20 protein-coding genes are annotated in these 22,350 nt (G+C 70.4%); 9 read left to right on the plus strand and 11 right to left on the minus strand.

Annotated elements, in window-relative coordinates; all coding sequences use genetic code 11:
• Positions 1-13: 13 nt before the first annotated feature.
• Both EIZ62_RS15585 and EIZ62_RS15590 read right to left on the minus strand, forming a co-directional pair.
• Positions 14-223, minus strand: a complete 210-nt coding sequence (locus EIZ62_RS15585; RefSeq protein WP_156693274.1) for a DUF397 domain-containing protein — start codon at positions 221-223, stop codon at positions 14-16.
• Entirely contained in the window at positions 220-1,062 is an 843-nt protein-coding gene (locus EIZ62_RS15590) for a helix-turn-helix domain-containing protein (RefSeq protein WP_156693275.1), read from the minus strand. The genes EIZ62_RS15585 and EIZ62_RS15590 overlap by 4 nt, the downstream gene beginning before the upstream one ends.
• A gap of 156 nt (positions 1,063-1,218) precedes the next feature.
• On the opposite strand from EIZ62_RS15590, the gene EIZ62_RS15595 reads away from it, so the two are divergent.
• From EIZ62_RS15595 to EIZ62_RS15610, 4 genes are all read left to right on the plus strand, one after another.
• On the plus strand, positions 1,219-1,725 hold the full coding sequence (locus EIZ62_RS15595) for an ATP-binding protein (RefSeq protein WP_156693276.1): 507 nt from the start codon (positions 1,219-1,221) through the stop codon (positions 1,723-1,725).
• A gap of 554 nt (positions 1,726-2,279) precedes the next feature.
• A complete protein-coding gene (locus tag EIZ62_RS15600) occupies positions 2,280-2,843 on the plus strand; it encodes a hypothetical protein (RefSeq protein ID WP_156693277.1) in 564 nt (187 codons plus the stop codon).
• Between the two features lie 130 nt (positions 2,844-2,973).
• Positions 2,974-4,053 (plus strand): hypothetical protein, encoded by a 1,080-nt coding sequence (locus EIZ62_RS15605; RefSeq protein ID WP_167536384.1) that lies wholly within the window; start codon positions 2,974-2,976, stop codon positions 4,051-4,053.
• Between the two features lie 409 nt (positions 4,054-4,462).
• Positions 4,463-5,323: a helix-turn-helix domain-containing protein gene (locus tag EIZ62_RS15610; RefSeq protein WP_156693279.1), complete on the plus strand. Its 861-nt coding sequence runs from the start codon at positions 4,463-4,465 to the stop codon at positions 5,321-5,323.
• 59 nt (positions 5,324-5,382) lie between these two features.
• Here the strand turns inward: EIZ62_RS15610 and aspS are convergent, their stop codons facing one another.
• Positions 5,383-7,149, minus strand: coding sequence for an aspartate--tRNA ligase (aspS, locus tag EIZ62_RS15615; RefSeq protein WP_156693280.1), 1,767 nt, complete (start codon positions 7,147-7,149; stop codon positions 5,383-5,385).
• A gap of 143 nt (positions 7,150-7,292) precedes the next feature.
• Between aspS and EIZ62_RS15620 the strand changes: the two genes are divergently transcribed.
• On the plus strand, positions 7,293-9,395 hold the full coding sequence (locus EIZ62_RS15620; RefSeq protein ID WP_156693281.1) for an ATP-binding SpoIIE family protein phosphatase: 2,103 nt from the start codon (positions 7,293-7,295) through the stop codon (positions 9,393-9,395).
• A 145-nt stretch (positions 9,396-9,540) separates the two neighbouring features.
• Here EIZ62_RS15620 and EIZ62_RS15625 read toward each other — a convergent pair whose 3' ends face one another.
• From EIZ62_RS15625 to EIZ62_RS15640, 4 genes are all read right to left on the minus strand, one after another.
• Positions 9,541-10,347: a class I SAM-dependent methyltransferase gene (locus tag EIZ62_RS15625; RefSeq protein WP_156693282.1), complete on the minus strand. Its 807-nt coding sequence runs from the start codon at positions 10,345-10,347 to the stop codon at positions 9,541-9,543.
• A 164-nt stretch (positions 10,348-10,511) separates the two neighbouring features.
• Positions 10,512-11,507 carry an AI-2E family transporter gene (locus tag EIZ62_RS15630; RefSeq protein ID WP_156696421.1) on the minus strand — a complete coding sequence of 332 codons (996 nt, stop codon included), beginning with the start codon at positions 11,505-11,507 and terminating at the stop codon, positions 10,512-10,514.
• Between the two features lie 119 nt (positions 11,508-11,626).
• The gene (locus tag EIZ62_RS15635) at positions 11,627-12,607 is read right to left on the minus strand and encodes a pirin family protein (protein ID WP_156693283.1); all 981 of its coding nucleotides are present in this window, start codon (positions 12,605-12,607) and stop codon (positions 11,627-11,629) included.
• 199 nt (positions 12,608-12,806) lie between these two features.
• On the minus strand, positions 12,807-13,259 hold the full coding sequence (locus EIZ62_RS15640; protein WP_156693284.1) for an SseB family protein: 453 nt from the start codon (positions 13,257-13,259) through the stop codon (positions 12,807-12,809).
• 219 nt (positions 13,260-13,478) lie between these two features.
• On the opposite strand from EIZ62_RS15640, the gene EIZ62_RS15645 reads away from it, so the two are divergent.
• Positions 13,479-15,305 (plus strand): acyl-CoA dehydrogenase, encoded by a 1,827-nt coding sequence (locus EIZ62_RS15645; protein WP_156693285.1) that lies wholly within the window; start codon positions 13,479-13,481, stop codon positions 15,303-15,305.
• A gap of 127 nt (positions 15,306-15,432) precedes the next feature.
• Here the strand turns inward: EIZ62_RS15645 and EIZ62_RS15650 are convergent, their stop codons facing one another.
• Positions 15,433-15,879, minus strand: a complete 447-nt coding sequence (locus tag EIZ62_RS15650; protein WP_244375723.1) for a DUF6083 domain-containing protein — start codon at positions 15,877-15,879, stop codon at positions 15,433-15,435.
• Positions 15,880-16,014: 135 nt separating this feature from the next.
• Here EIZ62_RS15650 and EIZ62_RS15655 point away from each other — a divergent pair, with 135 nt between their 5' ends.
• Together EIZ62_RS15655 and EIZ62_RS15660 are read left to right on the plus strand one after the other, a co-directional pair.
• A complete protein-coding gene (locus EIZ62_RS15655; protein ID WP_156693286.1) occupies positions 16,015-17,307 on the plus strand; it encodes a M18 family aminopeptidase in 1,293 nt (430 codons plus the stop codon).
• A 67-nt stretch (positions 17,308-17,374) separates the two neighbouring features.
• Complete coding sequence (locus EIZ62_RS15660; protein ID WP_073756639.1) at positions 17,375-17,599, plus strand: DUF6458 family protein; 225 nt, start codon at positions 17,375-17,377, stop codon at positions 17,597-17,599.
• Between the two features lie 174 nt (positions 17,600-17,773).
• Here the strand turns inward: EIZ62_RS15660 and EIZ62_RS15665 are convergent, their stop codons facing one another.
• The 3 genes from EIZ62_RS15665 to EIZ62_RS15675 all read right to left on the minus strand — a co-directional run bounded on the left by EIZ62_RS15665 (position 17,774) and on the right by EIZ62_RS15675 (position 20,937).
• The gene (locus EIZ62_RS15665) at positions 17,774-19,618 is read right to left on the minus strand and encodes an NHL domain-containing thioredoxin family protein (RefSeq protein ID WP_156693287.1); all 1,845 of its coding nucleotides are present in this window, start codon (positions 19,616-19,618) and stop codon (positions 17,774-17,776) included.
• Positions 19,619-19,708: 90 nt separating this feature from the next.
• Positions 19,709-20,386, minus strand: a complete 678-nt coding sequence (locus EIZ62_RS15670; protein ID WP_156696423.1) for a class I SAM-dependent methyltransferase — start codon at positions 20,384-20,386, stop codon at positions 19,709-19,711.
• A gap of 92 nt (positions 20,387-20,478) precedes the next feature.
• Positions 20,479-20,937: a glycine-rich domain-containing protein gene (locus EIZ62_RS15675; RefSeq protein ID WP_156693288.1), complete on the minus strand. Its 459-nt coding sequence runs from the start codon at positions 20,935-20,937 to the stop codon at positions 20,479-20,481.
• Positions 20,938-21,276: 339 nt separating this feature from the next.
• Between EIZ62_RS15675 and EIZ62_RS15680 the strand changes: the two genes are divergently transcribed.
• Complete coding sequence (locus tag EIZ62_RS15680) at positions 21,277-22,056, plus strand: helix-turn-helix domain-containing protein (protein WP_156693289.1); 780 nt, start codon at positions 21,277-21,279, stop codon at positions 22,054-22,056.
• The last annotated feature ends 294 nt before the right edge of the window (positions 22,057-22,350 follow it).

Genomic DNA, 22,350 nt, shown 5'->3' on the forward strand with positions numbered 1-22,350 from the left:
CCACAGATGCCTGTCAAGTGCCCGACGCGTGCGACACGAAGCCCGCCCACGCGGTCGGGGTGAGGGCGAGCCGGGGGCCGTCGGGGCACTTGGAGTCGCGGATGTGGACGGTGGCGGGGGTAGTGGCGACCTCGACGCAGGACTCCCCGTTGTTGCCACCGCTGTAGCTGCTCTTGAACCACGTCAGCTCGGAGAAGTCCCCGGCAGAGTCCTTGCGGATCATGTTTCTCCCAACATTTGCTCGATGAGGGCCAACGACTCCTGTGGTGGGAGTGCCTGCGCTCGGATGGTGCCATATCGCAGCTCCAGGATGCGGAGTTGCTTCAGGTCGGAAACCGCCCGGCCGTTGAACGCCCCGTCGGAGCGCGCCACTGCCCGACCGTCGTCGAACTTCAACAGTTCGATTCTGCCGTCCAGGCCGGAGTGGACCTCGCAGTGCGTCGGCATCACCTGGAGCGTGACATTGCGCAACCCGCCAAGCTCCAGCACCCGTTCGAGCTGCCGTCGCCATACCATTGTGCCCCCGAGAGGGCGCCTCAGCGGAGCCTCTTCCAGTACGAAACTGAGCGCGGGCGCGGGGTCCCTCTCGAACACGGACTGCCGGGCCACCCGCGCGGCCACCATGCGTTCCACGTCGTCCTGCGAGTACGGAGGCTGGGCCGCCTCGATCGCGGCCCTGGCGTGTTCAGGCGTCTGCAACAGACCGGCGACGATGTTGCACTCGTACACGCCGATCTCCACCGCCTGCGCCTCCATCTTCGCCAGATCCCGAACCTTCTTCGGGTACCGGACCTTCGCCACGTCCTCCTTCATGGCGGAGAGCAGGCCGCCCGCCCCCAGGACCTCGTCCGCCTTGTCCAGGAACTCGGGACGGGGGATCCGTTTCCCGCCCTCGATCTTGTAGACGAGGTCTTCGCCGTAGCCGACGGCCATCCCGAAGTCGGCGGCGCGCATTCCCACCGCTTCCCGCCGCAGCTTCACCTGTCGTCCCACGGTGGCGATGACGGCGACGCCCCAGTCGTCGTCCGGGTCGACCTCCCAGCTGGGCTCCTCCACCGACATACCCGCACCCCTCTGTCCGCGCCTTCGTGCCGCGACGTCGTTACCCCGCCGACGGGTCCGGACAGCCCGGACAACGGTGGACAAGCTCCGGACAGTGACTCTACGCATCGGCTCAGTCACTGTTCACCGCCCACTGCGGCCGCCAGCCTCAGTGACGTGAACCAGATCGATGCCGCTCAAGTCGCTGCTGTCCGCGCCCACTTCCGGGTCCTGCTGTCCGCCACCCCGCGTGGCGCGCGGCTCGCCCGGCTGCTTGCCGTCGAGTGGCTGAGGGCCCGGTACGAGGTGCCGTACCGCGTGACGGTGGCCGCCGCGCAGGTCGTCGCGGAGCTGGCCGCGAACGCCGCCACGCACGGGCGGGTGGCCGGCCGGAGCTTCCGGGTCGTACTCCTCGTCAGCGAGGGCGTCCTGCGGGTCGAGGTGACGGACACCCGGGCCGACGGCCTGCCCCACCGCCGCCCGCCATCACTCGACGCGGAGTCCGGCCGTGGGCTGCTCCTCGTTGAGGCGCTCGCCGACCGCTGGGGCGCCACGCTCGGGCCCGCGCCCCAGAAGACCGTGTGGGCGGAACTCGCCCTCCACGCAACCGGCCTGCCGCCGGGTGGCGCGTTCGGTCACCGAGGGCGAGCCGCACGCCGAAACCGGCGACGACGGAGCCGCTGACGCGGTCGAGTGTCCGGCGGGCCGAGGGACGCCGGAGGGTGTCGCGGAGCACCTGGGCGCATGCGATGAGTACGCCCGACCAGAGCAGGGCCAGCAAGATGTGCATGCCCGCCAGCAGGATGCCGGCCGTCACATGCGGGGCGTCGTACGCAGAGGTGGGCCCTTGCCTTGGGGAGTGCGAGATGCACTGGATCGTCGGAATTCAGGACTGCCGTCAGCTCGTCGGCTACGCCGATAGGAAGCCTTCCGGTCATCCGGTCATCCGGTCTTCCGCTCAAGACCAGCGCCCTGCAGTCCATATCGCCGCGTGCAGCCCGGCCGGGGGCTGGACCGGCGAGGCCGCTGCGCATTCCCAGTCAATTTCCAACGTTCAACAATCCGAGACGATTTCGGCCACAAGAGCGTGACCTAGGGGCAGGTATTGGCTGGTTCAGATCACCTTGGGAATGTGAAACCTCAGTAGTTGCTCAAGAAGCGATGCCATCAGTGACATCCATGGTTCGCTTGCCGCGCTGCTCGGCCAAACCGGCCAGCGGCGAAACGGGAGGGAAACCATGATGTTCTCCATGCGGAGAAGTGCTCTGGCCGGCTCGTTAGTGCTGGGGGCCGGGCTGCTGTTGGCTCCGACGGCTCCGGTGGCAGTGGCCGATACGCGTGACACCAAGGCGTGCCCGGGGGACCCGTACTACACGGTGGAGCGGATCAAGATCGCCTACGAGCCGATCGGCAGCACCGCAGGGAAGCGGAATGCGGCTTCGTCCACGTCGAGACTGACGTACGCCCTTTCCACGACGGTATCGAAGGCCACTACCTGGAGCGCGGAGCTGGGCGGCACCATGAAGTTCGCCGTTTCCGAGGTGGAGGCCAAGCTCGGCGTGGAGGTGACGGGAACGGTCGAGCGGGGTAAGACGGTGACCAACTGGATGGACGTTCCCGGTGGAAAGTACGGGTACACCACTCCGAAGATTCAGCGGTCCACTTTCGTCATTGAGAAGTGGGCGGACAGGCCGAATTGCACTGCCAGGTTCATCGGCAATATGGGAACGCTCAAAGCCATAACGGCGTACCCGTTCTTCTCCGAATGCATCAGCACCGGGCCCTGCACGCCCAAGCCGTAGGTCGCTCGGCGGGGACGGCATCGACCACGCCGTCCCCGCTGTGCTCCCGCCACCACCACTCACCACAGGGGGAACCAAGATGAGCTCGACACCCCGCACCGTCGCCGCCGCTAGTGTCCAGCACCGCCTCGTGGCCACCGTCACAACCGTCGGCGCGCTGATGCTCACATCCGGGTGCGGCCAGGGAGACAGCGGGAGCACGACGGCCAAGGACATCCTGCTGAATATGGGGGGCCGTATCGCAGTCCTGAAGTCCATCGACGCCGAGCCCGAGATCGTCGCTGAGCGGCCGGAAGGCACCGAAAGGCTCGACGTCTACCGCCTGGCCGACGACCACCAGCTCGCGGACGGACGCATCGCGGGTGTCCAGGACGGCAGTCTCGTCACGATCTCGCCGCACACGCCGGAAAGGACACGGCTGCTGGGACCGGCGGCCGCGTGGTTCCCCTCAGCCGACAACGGGAGGGCCTGGGCGGTCACCGAGGAGCCGGCCGCAACCGCCTGCGTCGGGCAGAAGCTGCCCCCATCCGTCAAGGGTCGCTTCACGGTCACGGAGCACACCACGAGCGGCAGCCCGTCCCGTAGGGCATTCCTCCTGCCGTGCGGCGTGGAACCGATAGCGGAGACGTCTCACGGGCTGGTCGCCCATCGGACGACGGAGGACGCGGAGGGCACAGGGAACGGGAAGGTCGCCCGGACCGACATCGTCCTGCTGGACAGCAAAGCCCAATCCGTGGCCCGGGTAGTCGCCCAGAATGCGACCGTGCTGGGTGCTGCCGGGTCCCGTGTGGTGTGGCATCAGGAGGCGTGCCAAAGCGGCTCGTGCGTCAAGGTGTACGTCGGCGACGACAAGAAGTCGAAGGACGCACCGAACTGCGACGACGGCGATGCGGTGGGCCGCGGCGAAATCGACGGCAGCGGCCGCTGGTACGCCACCCTCGTAAGGTCTGGTGACACCTACCGCGTCGCCGTCCTCGATCTCGAAGCCGGTGAGTGCCAGGACATCGCCAACTACCCATCGACGGCCAGCCATGCGATCGACCTCGAAGGAGCCCTGAGCGCCACGTGGTCCCAGTCCACGCTGCTCCTCTTGGACACGGAATCCGGTGCCCTCACCTCTTTCGATGCCGCAACAGGCAAACAGGAGCAGCGCAAGGGCGCCCTGGACGTCTCGAAGGGTGCCCAGGTGTGGGGAGCGCGCCACGAGTGAGGGTGGGGGCCGCGCCGGAGCCCTGGGCCGGATCAGCGCTGAGTCGTTTCATCGTCGGTTCGGTCTCGAGTGGATGCGCAACAGGGGACACCCGGGCCGACGGCCGTCTGACCGGCGTACGGAAACCCGGACTCCGGTGGGGCCGCCCATCTCCAAAGGAACGACGAGAGAGAAAGAAACCGGACCAAGCCCCACCCCTCCTCCCCTGCTCAGCGAGCCACTCGGCGAGGCACTCAGCGAGCCGCTCACTCACGCGGGTGAAAAACCCCAACTCGACTGGCTTTGGGATGGGTTGCTTGATCTACGCTCAGCGCGACAGACCACCTCACCGCTGACATGCGTCGGCCCCCGCCGGGACCGCTAATCCCAGTGCGGGGGCCTGACCATCAAAGGAAGCAAACCCTTCCCGATGGATAGCCAGAACCCTAGCGCGCACGCGCACGCCCAGTCCCGTACCGGCGGAAAAATCCACCCCTCCCGGGGAGCCCGCAAGTCCACGCACCGCGGCGGCGTCGTCCACGACAACTCCCGCCACACCACCCGCTTCACGGTGATCGGCAACCATCTCGCCCAGCACACCGAACTGTCGCTGCTGGCGATCGGGCTGGCCGTGCACATCCAGTCGCTGCCCGGCGGCGCCCAGGTCGACATCGGCACCCTCACCGGCCGCTTCCCCGAGGGGAAGACCCGCATCGCGGGCGCCCTGCGCGAGTTGGAGGCCCACGGCTACCTGCGCCGCACCCGCGTGCGTACCGACGGGGGCCTCATCGTCACCCGTACGGTGTCCTGCAACCGGCCCGGCCGGACCGGGGCCACGGAGGAGCCGAAGCCCCGGCCCCGGCGCGGCGCCGACGAACCGGCCCGCCGCCGCGCGCTGCCCGCCGTACCGCAGCCCGCGTACCCGACCCCCGACCTCCTCCAGACCGCCCTGGGCGTCCTCTCCGGCCTCCGCCGCGAGGACCCCCGGCTGCTGCTCTCCGCCACGGACGCCGAGCATCTCGTACCGGGCGTCGCCGCATGGCTCGAGCGCGACCTGACGCCCGAGGCCGTCCACCGGGCGCTGACCACCGGCCTGCCACCGGAGCCGCTGTCCCGCCCGGCAGCCCTTCTGGCCCACCGCCTCACCGCCCAGCTCCCGCCCCTGCCCGCCTTCCGGGCGCCGAACACCACGTCAGCCGCCCCGCATCCGCTCCAGAACTGCGACCTCTGCGACCGCGCCTTCCGCGGCCCGGAGCCAGGCACCTGCGGGTCGTGCGCCGCAGGGCGGTGACATGCGTAAGGGCCCGGAATCCGCGGACGGTTCCCGGGCCCTTACGAAGAAGCAGGTGCCTACTTGTCCGCGACCGGCTTGCGCAGCTGGATGTTCAGCTCGCGCAGGCGGGCCTCCTCCAGCTCGGTCGGGGCGCCCATCATCAGGTCCTGGGCGTTGCCGTTGAGCGGGAAGGCGATGGTTTCGCGGATGTTGGGCTCGTCGGCGAGGAGCATGACGATGCGGTCGACGCCCGGGGCGATGCCGCCGTGCGGCGGGGCGCCGTACTGGAAGGCGCGGAGCATGCCGGCGAACTCGGTCTCGACGGTCTCGCGGGAGTATCCGGCGATCTCGAAGGCCTTGAACATGATGTCGGGCTCGTGGTTCCGGATCGCGCCGGACGACAGCTCGATGCCGTTGCAGACGATGTCGTACTGCCAGCCGAGGATGTCCAGCGGGTCCTGGGTCTCCAGGGCCTCCAGGCCGCCCTGCGGCATCGAGAAGGGGTTGTGCGAGAAGTCGATCTTCCCGGTGTCCTCGTCCTTCTCGTACATCGGGAAGTCGACGATCCAGGCGAAGCGGAAGACGTTCTCCTCGAACCGGCCGGCGCGCTTGGCGGCCTCGACCCGGACCGGGCCCATGATCTTGGAGACCTCGTCGAACTCGCCGGCGCCGAAGAAGACGGCGTGGCCGGGCTCGAGGCCCAGGCGCTCGGTGAGGACCTTGACGTTCTCCTCGGTGAGGAACTTGGCGATCGGGCCGGTCAGGGCGTTGCCCTCGCCGACGCGGACCCAGGCCAGGCCCTTGGCGCCGAGGGAGACGGCGTAGTCGCCGAGGCCGTCGAAGAACTTGCGGGGCTGGTCACCGGTGTCCGGCACGGCGAGCGCGCGGACGTGCTTGCCCGCGAAGGCCTTGAACTCGGAGTTCGCGAAGACGTCCGTGATGTCGACGAGCTCGAGGTCGGTGCGCAGGTCCGGCTTGTCGTTGCCGTACTTGAGCATCGACTCGCGGAACGGGATCCGCGGGAAGGGGGAGGTGACGTGGCGGCCGCCGCCGAACTCCTCGAACAGCTCGGTCATGAGCTTCTCGATCGGCTGGAAGACGTCCTCCTGCTCGACGAAGCTCATCTCGACGTCGAGCTGGTAGAACTCGCCCGGCGAACGGTCGGCGCGGGCGTCCTCGTCGCGGAAGCAGGGCGCGATCTGGAAGTACCGGTCGAAGCCGGAGATCATCAGCAGCTGCTTGAACTGCTGCGGCGCCTGCGGCAGGGCGTAGAACTTGCCCGGGTTGAGGCGGGACGGGACGACGAAGTCACGGGCGCCCTCGGGGGACGTCGCGGTGAGGATCGGCGTGGCCATCTCGTTGAAGCCGAGGGCGACCATCTTGGAGCGGATGGACGCGATCACGGCGGACCGCAGCATGATGTTGCGGTGCATGCGCTCGCGGCGCAGGTCCAGGAAGCGGTACTCCAGGCGCCGCTCCTCGTTGACGCCGTCGTCCGTGTTGATCGTGAACGGCAGCGGGGCGGAGGCGCCGAGCACCTCGACGTCCGCGACCTCGACCTCGATCTCACCGGTCGGGAGGTCGGTGTTGATGTTCTCGGCACCGCGGGAGACGACCTTGCCGTCGATGCGGACGACCGACTCCTTGGTCTGCTTGTCGAGCGTCTCGTACGCGGCGGTGCCGGGACGCGCGACGAGCTGCGTGATGCCGTAGTGGTCGCGCAGATCGATGAAGAGGATGCCGCCCAGGTCGCGCCGATTGTGCAGCCAGCCGCTCAGCCGGACGTCGGTGCCGACGTCAGAGGCGCGGAGCTCGCCGCAGGTGTGGGACCTGTACCGATGCATCGTCGTTCATCCAGTCTTCGCGGATCGGGGGGCTTGTTTCACGTGAAACGCAGCCCCCAGAGTACCGGGCCGCTCACGGTCGGGGTCCGAGCCGCCCGGGAGCTCGGTGGCGGCCGGTCCGTCCGTCTTCTTAGAGTGGGGCAATGCGCACCGAGGACGTCCTGGCCGCCATCGCGACCGGCCTGTGGCGCTGGGACAACGCATCCGGGATCGTCTCGCTCGACGCGGAGGCCGCCCGGCTGCTCGGGCTGCCCGCGGAGCCGGCGGAGCTGTCCGAGGCCGCCGTGCGCTCCCGGTTCCACCCGGTCGACTGGAACGAGATCGACGGCGTGGTGAACCTCGCCGTGGCGGAGGGCACCCTCGCGGAGGCCCGGCTGCGGATCATGGACGAGAGCGGCCGGGTGATCCGTACCGTACGCACGCGGTCGAAGCCGTTCATCGAGGGGACCGACTACCAGCTGGTCGGCACGCTCCAGGAGGTCGCCGAGACACAGCCGGGCACGGCGGCGCGGACTCCCGTCACCGGTGACTGGCGCCGCTCGCGCGAGGCGTTCCTGCTGGACGCGGGGCGGGCGCTGGCGGAGGCGCGGTCGACGGCCGAGGTGCTGCGGGTGGCGGCCTCGCTGTCGATGCCCGGGTTCTCGCCGGACGGGCTCGCCGTCTTCGGCGTCTCCGGCGACCGGCTGACGATCATCGGCCACCACGGGCACAACGCGGGCGACGACGGCCCCTTCTCCGACATGCCGCTGGACACCGACTATCCGGCGGCGGAGGTGGTGCGCACCGGGCGGGCGATCTACCTGCCGACGCCGGAGGAGTACCGGACGCGGTTCCCGGCGACCTGGCCGCTGGCGCAGCGTTTCGACCGGGAGTCGTGGGCGTTCCTGCCGCTGATCGTGGCGGGGCGCACGATGGGCGCGTGGATGGCGGCGTTCACCTACCCGGTGTCGTTCACGCCCGACGAGCGGTCCGTGCTGACGACCGTGGCACGGATGCTGGCGCAGGCGCTGGCCCGGGCCGGGGTCGCCGAGTCGGAGCGGGAGCTGTCGCTGGGCCTCCAGCGCACGATGATGCCGGTCCTGGGCCCGGCGATCCCCGGCATGGAGGTGGCCGCCCGGTACGTTCCGACCGGCGGCGGGCTCCAGGTCGGCGGTGACTGGTACGACATGATCCAGTTGCCCGGAGGCCGTATCGCGCTGGTGATCGGCGACGTCCAGGGGCACGACGTGCGGGCGGCCGGGCTGATGGGCCAGCTGCGGATCGCCCTGCGCGCGTACGCCTCCGAGGGCCACCGCCCCGACGCGGTGCTGTCCCGGGCGTCCCGTTTCCTCTACGGCATCACCGACGGGGCCGAGGGCGACCACGGCGCGGCGCGCTTCGCGACCTGCCTGTACCTGGAGGTGGACCCGGCGTCGGGGACGCTCGACATCGCGCGGGCGGGCCACCCCGACCCGGCGATCCGGATGGCGGACGGGACGGTGATGCTGCGGCCGACGGCGGGCGGCCTGCCGCTGGGCATCGTCCCGGACACGGACTACCCGACGACCCGGCTCACCCTGGAGCCGGGCGAGACGCTGATGATCTGCACGGACGGGCTGCTGGAGACCGGCGGGCACGACCTGGAGACCGGCTGGTCCCGCATCCGTACGCTGCTGGAGCGGCACGACGCCGAGGGCGAGTCGCTGGAGGTGCTGGCCGACAACCTGGTGCAGGCGGTGCACGGGCCGGGCTCGCACTACACGACCGGTCCGCTCGCCGACCGCCGGGAGGACGACATCGCGGTCCTGCTGCTGTCGCGGACCGGGGAGCCGCTGCGGGCGGCCGCGGCCCGGCGTACCGCGATGACGATCGCGCAGGCGGAGCCCGAGCGGATCGCGGCGGCCCGCCGGCACCTGCGGGAGCTGTTGCACGACTGGGCGGACCCGGAGCAGGTCGACTCGGCGGTCCTGATGCTCTCGGAGATGGTCACCAACGTGCTGGTGCACACCGACGGTGACGCGCTGCTGGTCGCGGAGGCGACCGGGGACCACGGCAAGCGGCGGCTGCGCGTCGAGGTCGCGGACGCCAGCGACGAGCTGCCGCACCGGCGGCGCCCCGGCGAGATGGCGTCCTCGGGGCGCGGGCTGATCCTGATGGAGATGCTGGCGCACGAGTGGGGCGTCGACCCGCGCGGCGAGGGCAAGTCGATCTGGTTCGAGCTGTTCGAGGACCGGGACGGAGAGGGCTTGCAGGGCGTGGCCTTCTAGGGCGTGTCGTGCTGGGCCGTGGCCCGGGGTGCCCCTGGGGCCGGGCCCGGGGTGCTCCCTGGGGCGGGGCCCGGGGTGCTCCTGGGCGTGGCCTGGGGCCCCTCCTGGGGCGTGGCCCTTGAGGGACCGCGCGGGCCGGGTCGGCCTACGCCGTCGGCGCCGGGTGCCTGAGGCGGAGCTTGGACTGGCCGTGCGGGAGCCGCTCCCAGTCGTCCATGACGTGGGCGGTCAGCCCGTGCTTCTCCGCCAGCCGCACCAGCGTCTCCGTGCGGTAGTAGAAGTCCTCGCCCAGCACGTGGTGCTCGTGGCCCTCGGTGCGGTCGTACGTGAAGTCGAAGAAGCCGCCGGGGGCCAGCACCCGTCCGGCGTGCGCCAGGCACTCGTCGATGACGTGCAGCGGCGAGTGGGAGAACACGCTGTGCGCGTGGACGACGGTGAACCAGGAGTCGGGGAGGAAGTCCAGCTTCAGGTTCTCCACGGGCGTCAGGTACGGCACCTTCCGCTGGAGTCCGTACCGCACGAGGGTCTTCTTGGCCTCGATGAGGATGTCGGGCGAGATGTCGATCCCGTAGTAGTGGCCGGGCTCCAGGTGCTCGATGAACCGCCACCCGGCACGCAGGTTGCCGCAGCCGATCTCCAGCATGCGGTCCTCGGGCCGCAGGCCGTGGCCGGCGAGGTAGTCGTACTGCATCTGTCCGATGGCGAGCCAGCGGGCGTGCGACGGTACGCCGCCCACGGCGGCCTCCGGGCTGCGGGCGGTGTCGGACGCCATGACCGCGCGGTAGAAGGCGACGTGGCTGCCGCGGTGCTTCAGGCGGAGCCAGCCGTCCCGGCCCGCCCGGCGCAGGTGGGGCACCACGCGCCCAGGGTGCGTGAGCGCGTACCGGATCTTGTGGCCGAGCCGGGAGCGGTTCCGCAGCAGGCGTGGGTCGGGTGGTGTCCGGTTCTCCATGACGGCCTCCGTGCGCCCGGGGGCTGCGTGTCGCATGACGGCCTCGGGTGCGTTCCGGGGCTGCCCCCTGCTGCGGATGCTAACCGGGGGGCGCGAGTCCGGCCCGGGGACACGGCCTACCCGGGACACGGCATACCCGGGACACGGCATACCCGGGACACGGCCTACGTGCCGCCGCCCGCCTCCGCCCCGTACAGCCGCCGCAGCTCGCCGATCACCCCGAACGCGGCGGCGGTGAGCGGCACGGCGAGCAGCATGCCGAGGATCCCGGCGACGGACGCGCCGGCCGTGATGGTGATCATGACGACGGCCGGGTGCATCTGGACGGTACGGCTCTGGATCAGCGGCTGGAGGACGTGCCCCTCGAGGAGCTGTACGGCGAGGACGACGCCGACCGTCCACAGCGCGATGGCGACGCCCCGGTCGGCGAGTGCCACGAGGATCGCGACCGCGCCGGAGATGAACGCGCCGAGGTAGGGGATGTACGCGCCGACGAAGACCAGGGCGCCCAGTCCGACCGCGCCCGGAACGCGCAGCACGAGCAGCCCGGCGGTGATGAGGAGGGCGTCGATCAGCGCGATGAACGTCGTACCGCGCATGAAGCCCTCGACGGCTCCGAAGGCGCGGCGGGCCATGGCCTCGACGTGGTCCGCGCTGCCCCGGGGCACGGAGGAGCGGAGGGCGCGCAGGGCGCGGCCGGAGTCGCGGAGGAAGAAGAAGACGAGGAGCAGGGCGAGGACGGCCATGGCGATCACCTCGCCGACGACGCTGAGCCCGCTGATGACGCCGGACGCCGCCGTGCCGCCGAACTTGCCCAGCAGCTCCTTGGCGTTGCCCGCGACGTCGTCCAGGGAGGTGCCGGCGGCGCCGAGGTGCTCGGTGAGGTCCTCGGCGGCGCGGCGCACGGAGGTGACGATCTGGTCGCCGGTGTCGATGAGCGCGGCGACCACGATGTAGGTGACGCCGCCGACCACGGCGACGACGGCCGCGCAGGTCAGCCCGGCGGCCAGGGACCGCTGGACCTTCATGGCGACGAGCCTGCGGTACAGCGGCCCGAGCAGCGCGGTCCCGAGCAGGGCGAGCAGCACGGAGGTGACGGCGGTCCGGAACGTCACGCACAGCCACACGCCGATCGCCGCCACGCCGGCGACCAGCAGCATGACGGCGCACCAGGCGGCGACGCGCCGGACGGGCTCGGGGAGGAGCGTGTGCACTCCTCCACGCCACCACGCCGGCCCGGTGCCCGCCCGTGGACGGGCCCCGGGCGGGTGACGCCCCGTCAGCCGGTCTCGATGCCCGTTTCGCCCATGCCGTGGACGGCGGGGACGCGGCCGAGGCGGCCGGCCTGGAAGTCGTCGAAGGCCTGCTGGAGCTCTTCGCGGGTGTTCATGACGAACGGGCCGTAGTGCGCCATGGGCTCCCGGATGGGCTGTCCGCCCAGGAGGATGATCTCCAGGTCGGGGGTGTGGCCGTCCTGCTTGGCGTTCGCGCGGACGATCAGCGAGCCGCCGTCGCCGAAGACGGCCGTCTGGCCCATGTGGACGGGGCGGCGGTCGGTGCCGACGGTGCCGCGGCCGGCCAGGACGTACGCGAGGCCGTTGAAGTCCTGCCGCCACGGGAGCGTGACCTCGGCGCCGGGGCGCAGGGTCGCGTGGATCATGGTGATGGGGGTGTGCGTGATGCCGGGGCCCTCGTGGCCGTCGAGCTCGCCGGCGATGACGCGCAGCAGCGCGCCGCCGTCGGGGGACGTGAGGAGCTGGACCTGGCCGCCGCGGATGTCCTGGTAGCGGGGGTCCATCATCTTGTCCTTGGCGGGGAGGTTCACCCACAGCTGGAGTCCGTGGAAGAGGCCGCCGGACGCGACGAGCTTCTCCGGCGGGGCCTCGATGTGCAGCAGCCCCGACCCGGCGGTCATCCACTGGGTGTCGCCGTTGCGGATGGTGCCGCCGCCGCCGTTGCTGTCCTGGTGGACGAACGTGCCGTCGATCAGGTACGTGACGGTCTCGAAGCCGCGGTGCGGGTGCCAGGGCGTGCCCTTCGCCTCGCCGACCCCGTACTCCACCTCGCCCATCTGGTCCATCATGATGAACGGGTCGAGGTAGCGGTAGTTGATGCCGGCGAACGCGCGGCGGACCGGGAAGCCCTCGCCCTCGAAACCGCTGGGCGCGGTGGTGACGGCCAGCACGGGGCGCGGGACGGCGCCCGTGGGCGCGTCCACGCGCGGCAGGGTGAGCGGGTTCTCGACGGTTACGGCAGGCATGACGGGTCCTCCTCGGAGCGGCGTGTTCCCACTTTAGTTGAAAGCTGAACTTCTTGCCAGGGGAACGCCCCCTCCCCGCTCCGCATTCCCGCCCCTCTCGATGCCGTACGCATATGAGCCACTGCGCACAGTGACCGACTACGGGTACGCGGTGACCCCGGCCCGCACCGTCACGGGCGGCCGGGGCGGCCGGGGCGGATCAGCCGTACATCCGCCGCATCGCGAAGTCGACCATCTGCTCCACGGCCTTCGCGTCGAACACCATCCGGTGGTCGCCCTCCATGTCGAGGACGAAGCCGTACCCGGTGGGCAGCAGGTCGATCACCTCGGCGCCGGTGATGACGAAGTACTTGGACTCCTTGCCCGCGTACCGGCGCAGCTCCTTGAGGGAGGTGAACATCGGGATGACGGGCTGCTGGGTGTTGTGCAGCGCGAGGAAGCCGGGGTTGTCGCCGCGCGGACAGTAGACCTTGGAGGTCGCGAAGATCTGCTGGAAGTCCTCGGCCGACAACGACCCGGTGGTGAAGGCCCGTACGGCGTCCGCGAGCGAGGGCGGCGACGGCTCGGGGTACAGCGGCGGCTGCTGCGCGTACCCCTGCTGGGGCGGGGCGTACTGCTGCTGGGCACCCGGGTTCTGGTCGTAGCCGTACATGGCCGTAAGACTACCGAGCGGGGGCCTGCCCCGTGGCGGCGCTCAGCCATCACACCCGGCACCCCGGCCCCACCCGTCGCATGCGCCGCGCGTGACGCGTGACGCGTCACAGATTGCCCCATAGGGGTTGCTCTTATTACCGACGGGTAGCATCATCGTAGCTACTAGCTGGTACGTGTACGAGGATTCCGCCTCCCCGAGCCTTACGGAGCCGTCGCCATGGGGCACTACAAGTCGAATCTCCGCGACATCGAGTTCAACCTCTTCGAGGTCCTCGGGCGCGACAAGGTGTACGGCACCGGTCCGTTCGAGGAGATGGACGTCGAGACCGCGAAGAGCGTCCTCGACGAGATGCGCCGTCTCGCCGAGAACGACTTCGCCGAGTCCTTCGCGGACGCCGACCGCAACCCGCCGGTCTTCGACCCCGAGACGAACACCGCGCCGGTCCCGGCGACGTTCAAGAAGTCCTACCAGGCCTTCATGGACTCCGAGTACTGGCGCCTCGGGCTGCCCGAGGAGATCGGCGGCACCACCTCGCCCCGCTCCCTGATCTGGGCGTACGCGGAGCTGATCCTCGGCTCGAACCCGGCCATCTGGATGTACTCCTCCGGCCCCGCCTTCGCCGGCATCCTCTTCGAGGAGGGCAACGAGGCGCAGAAGAAGGTCGCGCAGATAGCCGTCGAGAAGCAGTGGGGCTCCACCATGGTGCTCACCGAGCCGGACGCCGGCTCGGACGTCGGTGCCGGCCGCACCAAGGCCGTGCAGCAGGACGACGGCTCCTGGCACATCGAGGGCGTGAAGCGCTTCATCACCTCCGGTGAGCACGACATGTCGGAGAACATCCTCCACTACGTCCTCGCCCGCCCCGAGGGCCACGGCCCCGGCACCAAGGGCCTGTCGCTGTTCCTCGTGCCCAAGTTCCACTTCGACTGGGAGACCGGCGAGCTGGGCGAGCGCAACGGCGTCTACGCGACCAACGTCGAGCACAAGATGGGCCTGAAGGCGTCCAACACGTGTGAGATGACCTTCGGCGACCAGCACCCCGCCAAGGGCTGGCTGATCGGTGACAAGCACGACGGCATCCGCCAGATGTTCCGCATCATCGAGTTCGCCCGCATGATGGTCGGCACGAAGGCCATCGCCACCCTGTCGACGGGCTACCTGAACGCGCTGGAGTACGCCAAGGAGCGCGTCCAGGGTCCCGACCTGGCGAACTTCATGGACAAGACCGCGCCCAAGGTCACCATCACGCACCACCCCGACGTGCGCCGCTCGCTGATGACGCAGAAGGCGTACGCGGAGGGCATGCGCGCCCTCGTCATGTACACCGCCGCGATCCAGGACGAGATCCAGGTCAAGGAAGCGGCCGGCGAGGACGCCAAGGCCCTGATCGGCCTGAACGACCTGCTCCTGCCGATCGTCAAGGGCTACGGCTCCGAGCGCTCCTACGAGCAGCTCGCCCAGTCGCTCCAGACCTTCGGTGGCTCCGGGTACCTCCAGGAGTACCCGATCGAGCAGTACATCCGGGACGCCAAGATCGACACCCTCTACGAGGGCACCACCGCGATCCAGGGCCAGGACTACTTCTTCCGCAAGATCGTCCGCGACCAGGGCGCGGCGCTGAACGCGCTCGCCGAGGAGATCAAGAAGTTCCTGGCCGTCGGCACCGGCGGCGAGGAGCTGGCCCCGGCCCGCGACGCCCTCGCCAAGGCGGCCGTCGACCTGGAGGCGATCGTCGGCACGATGCTGACCGACCTCACCGCCACCGGCGAGGACGTCAAGAACATCTACAAGGTCGGCCTGAACACCACCCGCCTCCTGATGGTCTCCGGTGACGTGGTCGTCGGCTACCTGCTGCTGCGCGGTGCCGCCGTCGCGGCCGAGAAGCTGGAGACGGCGTCCTCCAAGGACGAGGCGTTCTACCGGGGCAAGATCGAGGCCGCGAAGTTCTTCGCCGCCAACGTCCTGCCGGGCGTCTCCACCGAGCGCGCCCTCGCCGAGGGCGTCGACAACTCGCTGATGGAGCTGGACGAGGCCGCCTTCTAGGCCACCTCCGCGCCACCTCCGCGCGATCGGTCCACGGCGGCCCGCACCCCACGTCCCGGGGCGCGGGCCGCCGTCATGCACGGGCCGCCGTCATGCGCGGGGCGCCGTGCCGTGCTGTGCCGTGCAGTCAGGGACGGGCGGGGCAGACCGACAGGTGGGTCACCCGGCAGCGGCCCGAGGGTGCCGCGCCGCGCAGGGGCACCGCGGTGCCGTCCGCCGCCACGTACCACCGCTCGGCGCGCGGGACGCCCGCGACGGGGCGCTCGCCCGGCTCCAGGGCCACCCAGCGGCCCCCGGCCGTGCGGTGCCGGCGGGCCGGGGAGCCGCAGGACCGGCAGGTCGTGAACGACCCGGTGCCCGGCGGACGCGGCGCGGGCGCGGGTATCGGGACGCGCAGCGTCGCCGCGGTCACCCGCAGGATGTCCCCGAGGCGCACGGGGTCCCGGTCCGGGGTCCCCGTCGCCGCGGTCGTGCACGCCGCGCAGAGCGGCATCCCGAGCTGAACGCTCCACTCGGCCCCGGGTGTTTCGCATGCGGCACAGACGGGCGAGACGGGCATGGTCGTCGTGGTCACCAGTGCACCTCCGGTCGCGACCGGCGAGTCAGCGGACTGCTGTCCCGCTACGTCTTCCGATAGTCGCAGTCACCACTGACAACGGGCCGTTCACAACGGCCCCTCCCCAACTGACCCGCCCGTAAAGTGAAGCCCATGAGCAGCTCACCCCCCCGCTTCGACCGCGGCCACACCGACGACCTCATGGCGTTCCTGGCCGAGTCCCCCACGCCGTACCACGCGGTGGCCAACGCCGGTGAACGGCTGGAGAAGGCCGGCTTCCGCAAGCTCGACGAAACCGCCGCCTGGGACGGTACGAGCGGCGGCAAGTACGTCGTCCGCGGCGGCGCGATCATCGCCTGGTACGTACCGGAAGGCGCCGCTCCGCACACCCCGTTCCGCATCGTCGGCGCCCACACCGACTCGCCCAACCTCCGGGTCAAGCCGCAGCCCGACATGGGCGCGCACGGCTGGCGGCAGGTCGCCGTCGAGACGTACGGCGGGACCCTGCTCAACACCTGGCTCGACCGGGACCTGGGCCTGTCCGGCCGGCTGACGCTGCGCGACGGCGACCACCGGCTGGTGAGCGTCGACCGGCCGCTGCTGCGCGTGCCGCAGCTCGCCATCCACCTGGACCGGCAGGTCAACGAGGGCCTGAAACTGGACCGTCAGCGGCACATGCAGCCGATCTGGGGCCTGGGCGACGACGTCCGCGAGGGCGACCTGATCCGGTTCGTGGCCGAGGAGGCGGGCCTGGCCGCGGGGGACGTGGCCGGCTGGGACCTGATGGTCCACGCCCTGGAGGCGCCCGCCTACCTGGGCCGCGACCAGGAGTTGCTGGCCGGCCCGCGCATGGACAACCTGCTGTCGGTGCACGCGGGCGTGGCCGCGCTCGCCGCCGTATCCGCCACGGGGGAGGCGGAGTTCATCCCGGTGCTCGCCGCGTTCGACCACGAGGAGAACGGCTCGGAGTCCGACACGGGCGCCCAGGGGCCCCTCCTCGGCAGTGTCCTGGAGCGGTCCGTCTTCGCGCGCGGCGGCGGCTACGAGGACCGGGCGCGGGCCTTCGCCGGAACGGTCTGCCTGTCCTCCGACACCGGCCACGCCGTGCACCCCAACTACGCCGAACGGCACGACCCGACGCACCACCCGCGCGTGGGCGGCGGCCCCATCCTCAAGGTGAACGTCAACCAGCGGTACGCCACGGACGGCAGCGGACGGGCCGTGTTCGCGGCGGCGTGCGAGAAGGCGGGCGTGCCGTGGCAGACGTTCGTGTCGAACAACGACATGCCGTGCGGCACGACGATCGGCCCGATCACCGCCGCCCGTCACGGCATCCGGACCGTCGACATCGGCGTGGCGATCCTGTCGATGCACAGCGCCCGTGAACTGTGCGGCGCCGAAGACCCGTACCTGCTGGCCAACGCGCTGGTGGCGTTCCTGAAGTAGCCCGCCCCGCGTAGGTGTTGCGGGTCGGGGTACGCGCAACACCTACGCAGACGAGGAGGCGGGAATCATGGGCCTGGGTGGCTGCATCATTCTCATAGCGGTCGGGGCGATCCTCACCTTCGCGACCGACTGGGAAGCACAGGGCGTGAACCTGGACCTGGTGGGGCTGATCCTGATGGCGGTCGGCATCATCGGCGTCGCGACGTTCACCAGCATCGCCAGGCGCCGGCGGGCGGTCGTCCCGCCGGTCGCGCCGACGGTGGTCGACCCGACGGACGAGCGCCGCTACTGAGCACGCCGAGCCCGGCACACCCGCCGGCGCACGCGCGCGTGGCGCGGGCCCGGACCACGCGCGCGTGCGGACCGGACCGGTCCACGCGCGCGTGGCGCCGGGCGGGCGTGCCTCAGGCGGTGCTCTGTCCGGCCAGGATCAGGTGTCCAGGCCGGCCAGGATCACCGGCCAGGATCAGGTGTCCAGGCCGGCCAGGATCAGCGGCAGCCGGTCGGCGCCCGACGGCGTGACCTTCACCGGGACGCCCCAGTCCTGCTGGTGCACGTGACAGGCGGGGTACTCGTTGGCGGGGTCGTCGTCGCAGGACGCGGCCATCGCCGAGACGTGCAGTACGCCCTCGGTGACGTCCGGGTTCAGCGTCAGCTCCCGTGACAGGTCCGTGCCCGTCCCCTCGCCGGAGGCGATCAGCCCGGGCGGCGTGGCCGACACCAGCAGCCGCGTGGACGGGCCGTACCGCTCGTCCAGCTTCTGGCCGGTCGGCGCTCGGAAGACGACGTCCAGCCTCAGCGTGCCGGGCGCGATCTCGGTCGCCTCGCGCCGGGTGCGGTGGGCGACGGCGTCCACGTGTACGGCCTCGTCCGGCAGCCGCAGCCGGGTCAGCCGGTGGCGGGCCGACTCGACGACCACGATGTCGTCGCCGACGAGCACGGCGTCGCTCGGCTCGCGCAGGTCGGTGGCGAGGGTGGTGACCTCGCCCGTGGCCGGGTCGTAGCGGCGCAGGGCGTGGTTGTACGTGTCCGAGACGGCGACCGACCCGTCCGGCAGGGCGGTGACGCCCAGTGGGTGCTGGAGCAGCGCCTGGCCCGCCTCGCCGTCCCGGTGGCCGAAGTCGAACAGCCCCGAGCCCACGGCGGTGTGGACGGCGTCCTCGGCGTCGACCCACCGCAGGGCGCTGGTCTCGGAGTCGGCGACCCACAGGCGCTCGGCGGTGGCGGCGAGCCCGGAGGGCTGGGCGAACCAGGCCTCGGTGGCGGGCCCGTCGACGAGCCCCTCGTTCGTCGTCCCGGCCGCCACCCGCACGGTGCCCCGCTCCGGGTCGTACGCCCACAGCTGGTGGACGCCCGCCATGGCGATCCACACCTCGCCCCGCCACCAGGCGACGTCCCACGGCGACGACAGGGCCACCTCACGGGCGGGGCCGGACGCCGGGGACCCCTGCCACCACTGCGCGCCGGTTCCGGCGAGCGTGCCGACCTCCCCGGTGGCGGGGTCCAGGGCACGCAGGGCGTGGTTGACCGTGTCGGCCACGACGACGTGACCGTCCGGCAGGAGGCACAGCCCCTGCGGCTCGTTGAACCTCGCCTCGTCCGCCTTCCCGTCGGCGAACCCGCGCTCACCGGTGCCGTACCGGCGCACGACCGTCTCGCCGTCCGCCGCCAGCTCCACCACCTGGTGCCTGGTGGTGTCCGTGACCAGCAGGTGCCCGCTCTCCAGCAGCAGCGCCTTGCCCGGGAACCGCAGGTGCGTGGCGACCGGCTCCGGCGGTACGTAGGGCCCGTCCCCGCGCCGCAGGGTGCCCTTCGCCTCGTGCTCGGCCTCCAGCTCCGCCACGAGCGTCCCGATCGCGCCTGCGTGCCCCTCGCCCGCGTGCTGGGCGACGACGTACCCCTCGGGGTCGATCACGACCAGCGTCGGCCAGGCCCGCACGGCGTACTGCTTCCAGGTTGCGAGCTCGGGGTCGTCGAGGACGGGGTGGTGCACCTCGTACCGCTCGACGGCGTCCACGACGGCCTGGTGCTCGGCCTCGTGGACGAACTTCGGCGAGTGCACGCCGACGATCACCACCGTGTCCCGGTGCTTCTCCTCCAGCTCGCGCAGCTCGTCCAGGACGTGCAGGCAGTTGATGCAGCAGAAGGTCCAGAAGTCGAGGATCAATGTGCGACCTCGGAAGTCGGCGAGCTTCAGGTCCTTCCCGCCGGTGTTGATCCAGCCGCCCTTGCCGATCAGCTCGGGGGCACGGACACGGGCACGCTTGCGGGGTGCGGGCGCGGGGGTGGGCGCCGGGGCGGCATCGTTCATGGTTCAAGCTTGCCATTGGCCCATGAACACCGGATCACGACCGTACGACGCCGTTGTCCTGCGCAGCTACGGGATCCGCTCCACCACGGACTAGCCTCCTTGGACGCCCCGGACGAACAGGGTTCCTGTGCGCCGACTCCCGGCGGGTGGGGCAAGCACGGACGCTGACACGTCCACGAAGCCGTGTTCCTTGAGAATCAGCGCCCACACATCGGGTTCGTAGTCCCACCGCTTGACGACAGCGGGGTCTTCTTCGGGCCCGCGCGGGATGTATGACGCCTGGCAGCCGTAGCACCCTTCAACCGGGGGACGCTGGGAGAAGGCGAAGACGCCACCCGGCTTGAGGTTCGCGTGAACCATCGGCAGCAGAAGACCGGGGTCGGTGAACCAGGCAGCGCCGAACACGCTGTAGACCGCATCGAAGATCGTGAACGTGTCTCCGAGATAGGTGAGCGCGTCGGCCTGGTGGAGTTCCATCCCGTCCACGCCCGGCCACCGCTCGCGTGCCTTGTCGAGCTGCTTGGCGGAGAGGTCGATCCCGACGGACTTCATGCCGAGCGTTGCGAGATGAGCGGCGTTCCCTCCAGACCCGCACCCGAGATCGAGCACGCGGTCTCCCGGGTTGAGGTTGAGCACGTCGGCCCTGGGGCCGTGGTCCGGGTACTGGGTCCAGTTGAACCATGTGGTCTCGCCCTTGGCATTGGTCTTCCGCCGCTGGGGCTTGCTCTGCGAGTAGGTGTCCCATGCGGTGCTGCGAGCGTCAGTCACTACCTGTCCGTTCTCGTTCACGGCGACAGCCGCCCGGCACGATACCGGGCGGCTGAAGCTCTCGTGGGTCAGTCGCTCCGCTTGAGTCGGAGCTATTTGGCAACGGGGCTGTCGGAGCAGCCCGCGTAGCTCTGGGTGCAGTCGGCTGCGCCGTTGATCGGCCAGAACTCCGGGTCCACGTCGAAGCCGGCCGATCGGATCACCTCGGTCGTCCGACGCATCGCGGCCCGGCCCTCGGCGGGGTCGTGGCCGTTGTTGCGGTCGGGGACGTGGTGGATGAATCCGCCGCCGAGCGCGTCGCAGACCCTGGCGTAGTCCTTGGTGTGGAGCACGAGTGCGTGCCAGAAGAGGTCCACGCGAAGGCTGGGCGTGGCCCTCTCCGTGGTGTTCGCGGCGACGGCGAGGAAGGCCGCCACCTGGTTGACGCCGCGCTGGCCCTGGTCGTCGGTCATCTCCGGCCAGGAGTCCTCGCGGACCATGGTGATGAGGTCGGCCCTCAGCTCCGGGGTGATGAGGTCGTACACGGTCTTCGTCGTGTCGGTGATCGTCACGTCTGTGCCTTCCTGGTCTGTGAGGAACATCGGGGGCACTTGCAGGGGGGGGCCAGGCGGAGGAGGCCATGGGGGTCAACGGCTTCTCGGCGCTGCTGCTGGGGTAGATCACCTCAGAGCCGAACGTCTGGCCGGAGTCGCGAGACACCCGCACGGTCATGGTCATCGTTGGCCTTCCGCTTGCCCGGTCCGGTTGGTGAAGCGATGTTCCCGCCGCCGGTCGGTCGGAACGACGACGCTTCGGGCGTCGCCTGGGCGTCACTCAGTGGGGTGTCAATGACGCCCTCCAGGGCGTCAAACCGGTGTCATTGCATGGCTGTTCGGTCTAGCTTTGACGTCATGACGACGACCGCCGTGGTGCCGAATGATGTGCTGCGGGCCGTGCGTATCGGCCTGCGCTTAAGCCAAGACGACTTCGCCAAGGCGCTCCGCCGGGCAGGTGCGGAACTGGGGGAGCCGAACGAGGCTTCCAAGCGGCTGGTGCAGCGCTGGGAGTCCGGCACGAGCAAGACGCCTCGGGGCGTTTACGCCAGGGCCTTAGAACGGGTCACTGGGCGTCCGGTCGAGGCACTGGGGTTCGCCCTGCCGGTGCCGACGGCACGAGTCCACGCAGACGGGAAGGGAGGGCATGACATGGAGACCGGCACAACCGGTGTCGCGTCTGCCTCTGTAGGCGCGCAGCCCACCGCGCAGACGGGTGAGGAGACGTTTTCGGGAGTGTGGCTCAGCCGCTACGAGTTCTTCTCTTCGAGCCGGGGCGACTCGTACGAGGGCAAGCACTACGTAGTGATCGTCCAGCACGGGAACCGGCTGACCGTTCAGAGTCTGCCCGGGGCGAGCAGCAACCCTGACAGCCCGCTCACGCTGGATCTCACTGTCGATCGCAACGTGGTCACGGGTACGTGGGTCGAGCAGACTGCCGCAGACGGCTACTACAACGGGGCCCGCTACCACGGGGCCATCCAACTCCTGGTCGAGCCGACCGGACGGCGCATGGCCGGAAAGTGGGTCGGCTTCGGCAAGGACTTCGACGTGAATACCGGCCCCTGGGAACTGCGGCTGGTGGACCGGTCCACGAGCAAGGCGACGCTGGAGAGGTACAGCCAGCCGCCGGAGTGACATCCGACGGGGCACCTGATGGGGCGAAGACCCCACGGGGTGGGGCCTTCGGCGGGCTTTGCAGGGCGTTAACTGTGCCGCTCTCGCGCCTTCGGCAGTCGATATGCGCTGGTCAGAGCCCACGATGGGCCCGAAAATCGGGGTCACACCCAGCGTGCGCGTTCCGAGCTGCGGCCGGGGTCGGGATGGTGATCACAGCGCAACTTCGCGCCGACCCTCGGGCTGCCCCAGTGACGAAGTGACGGAATGACGTTTAGTTCTATTCCATCCATAGAGACTCAGAACATCTCTTAA

Origin of the sequence: Streptomyces ficellus (assembly GCF_009739905.1) — a bacterium.
Classification (GTDB): domain Bacteria; phylum Actinomycetota; class Actinomycetes; order Streptomycetales; family Streptomycetaceae; genus Streptomyces; species Streptomyces ficellus_A.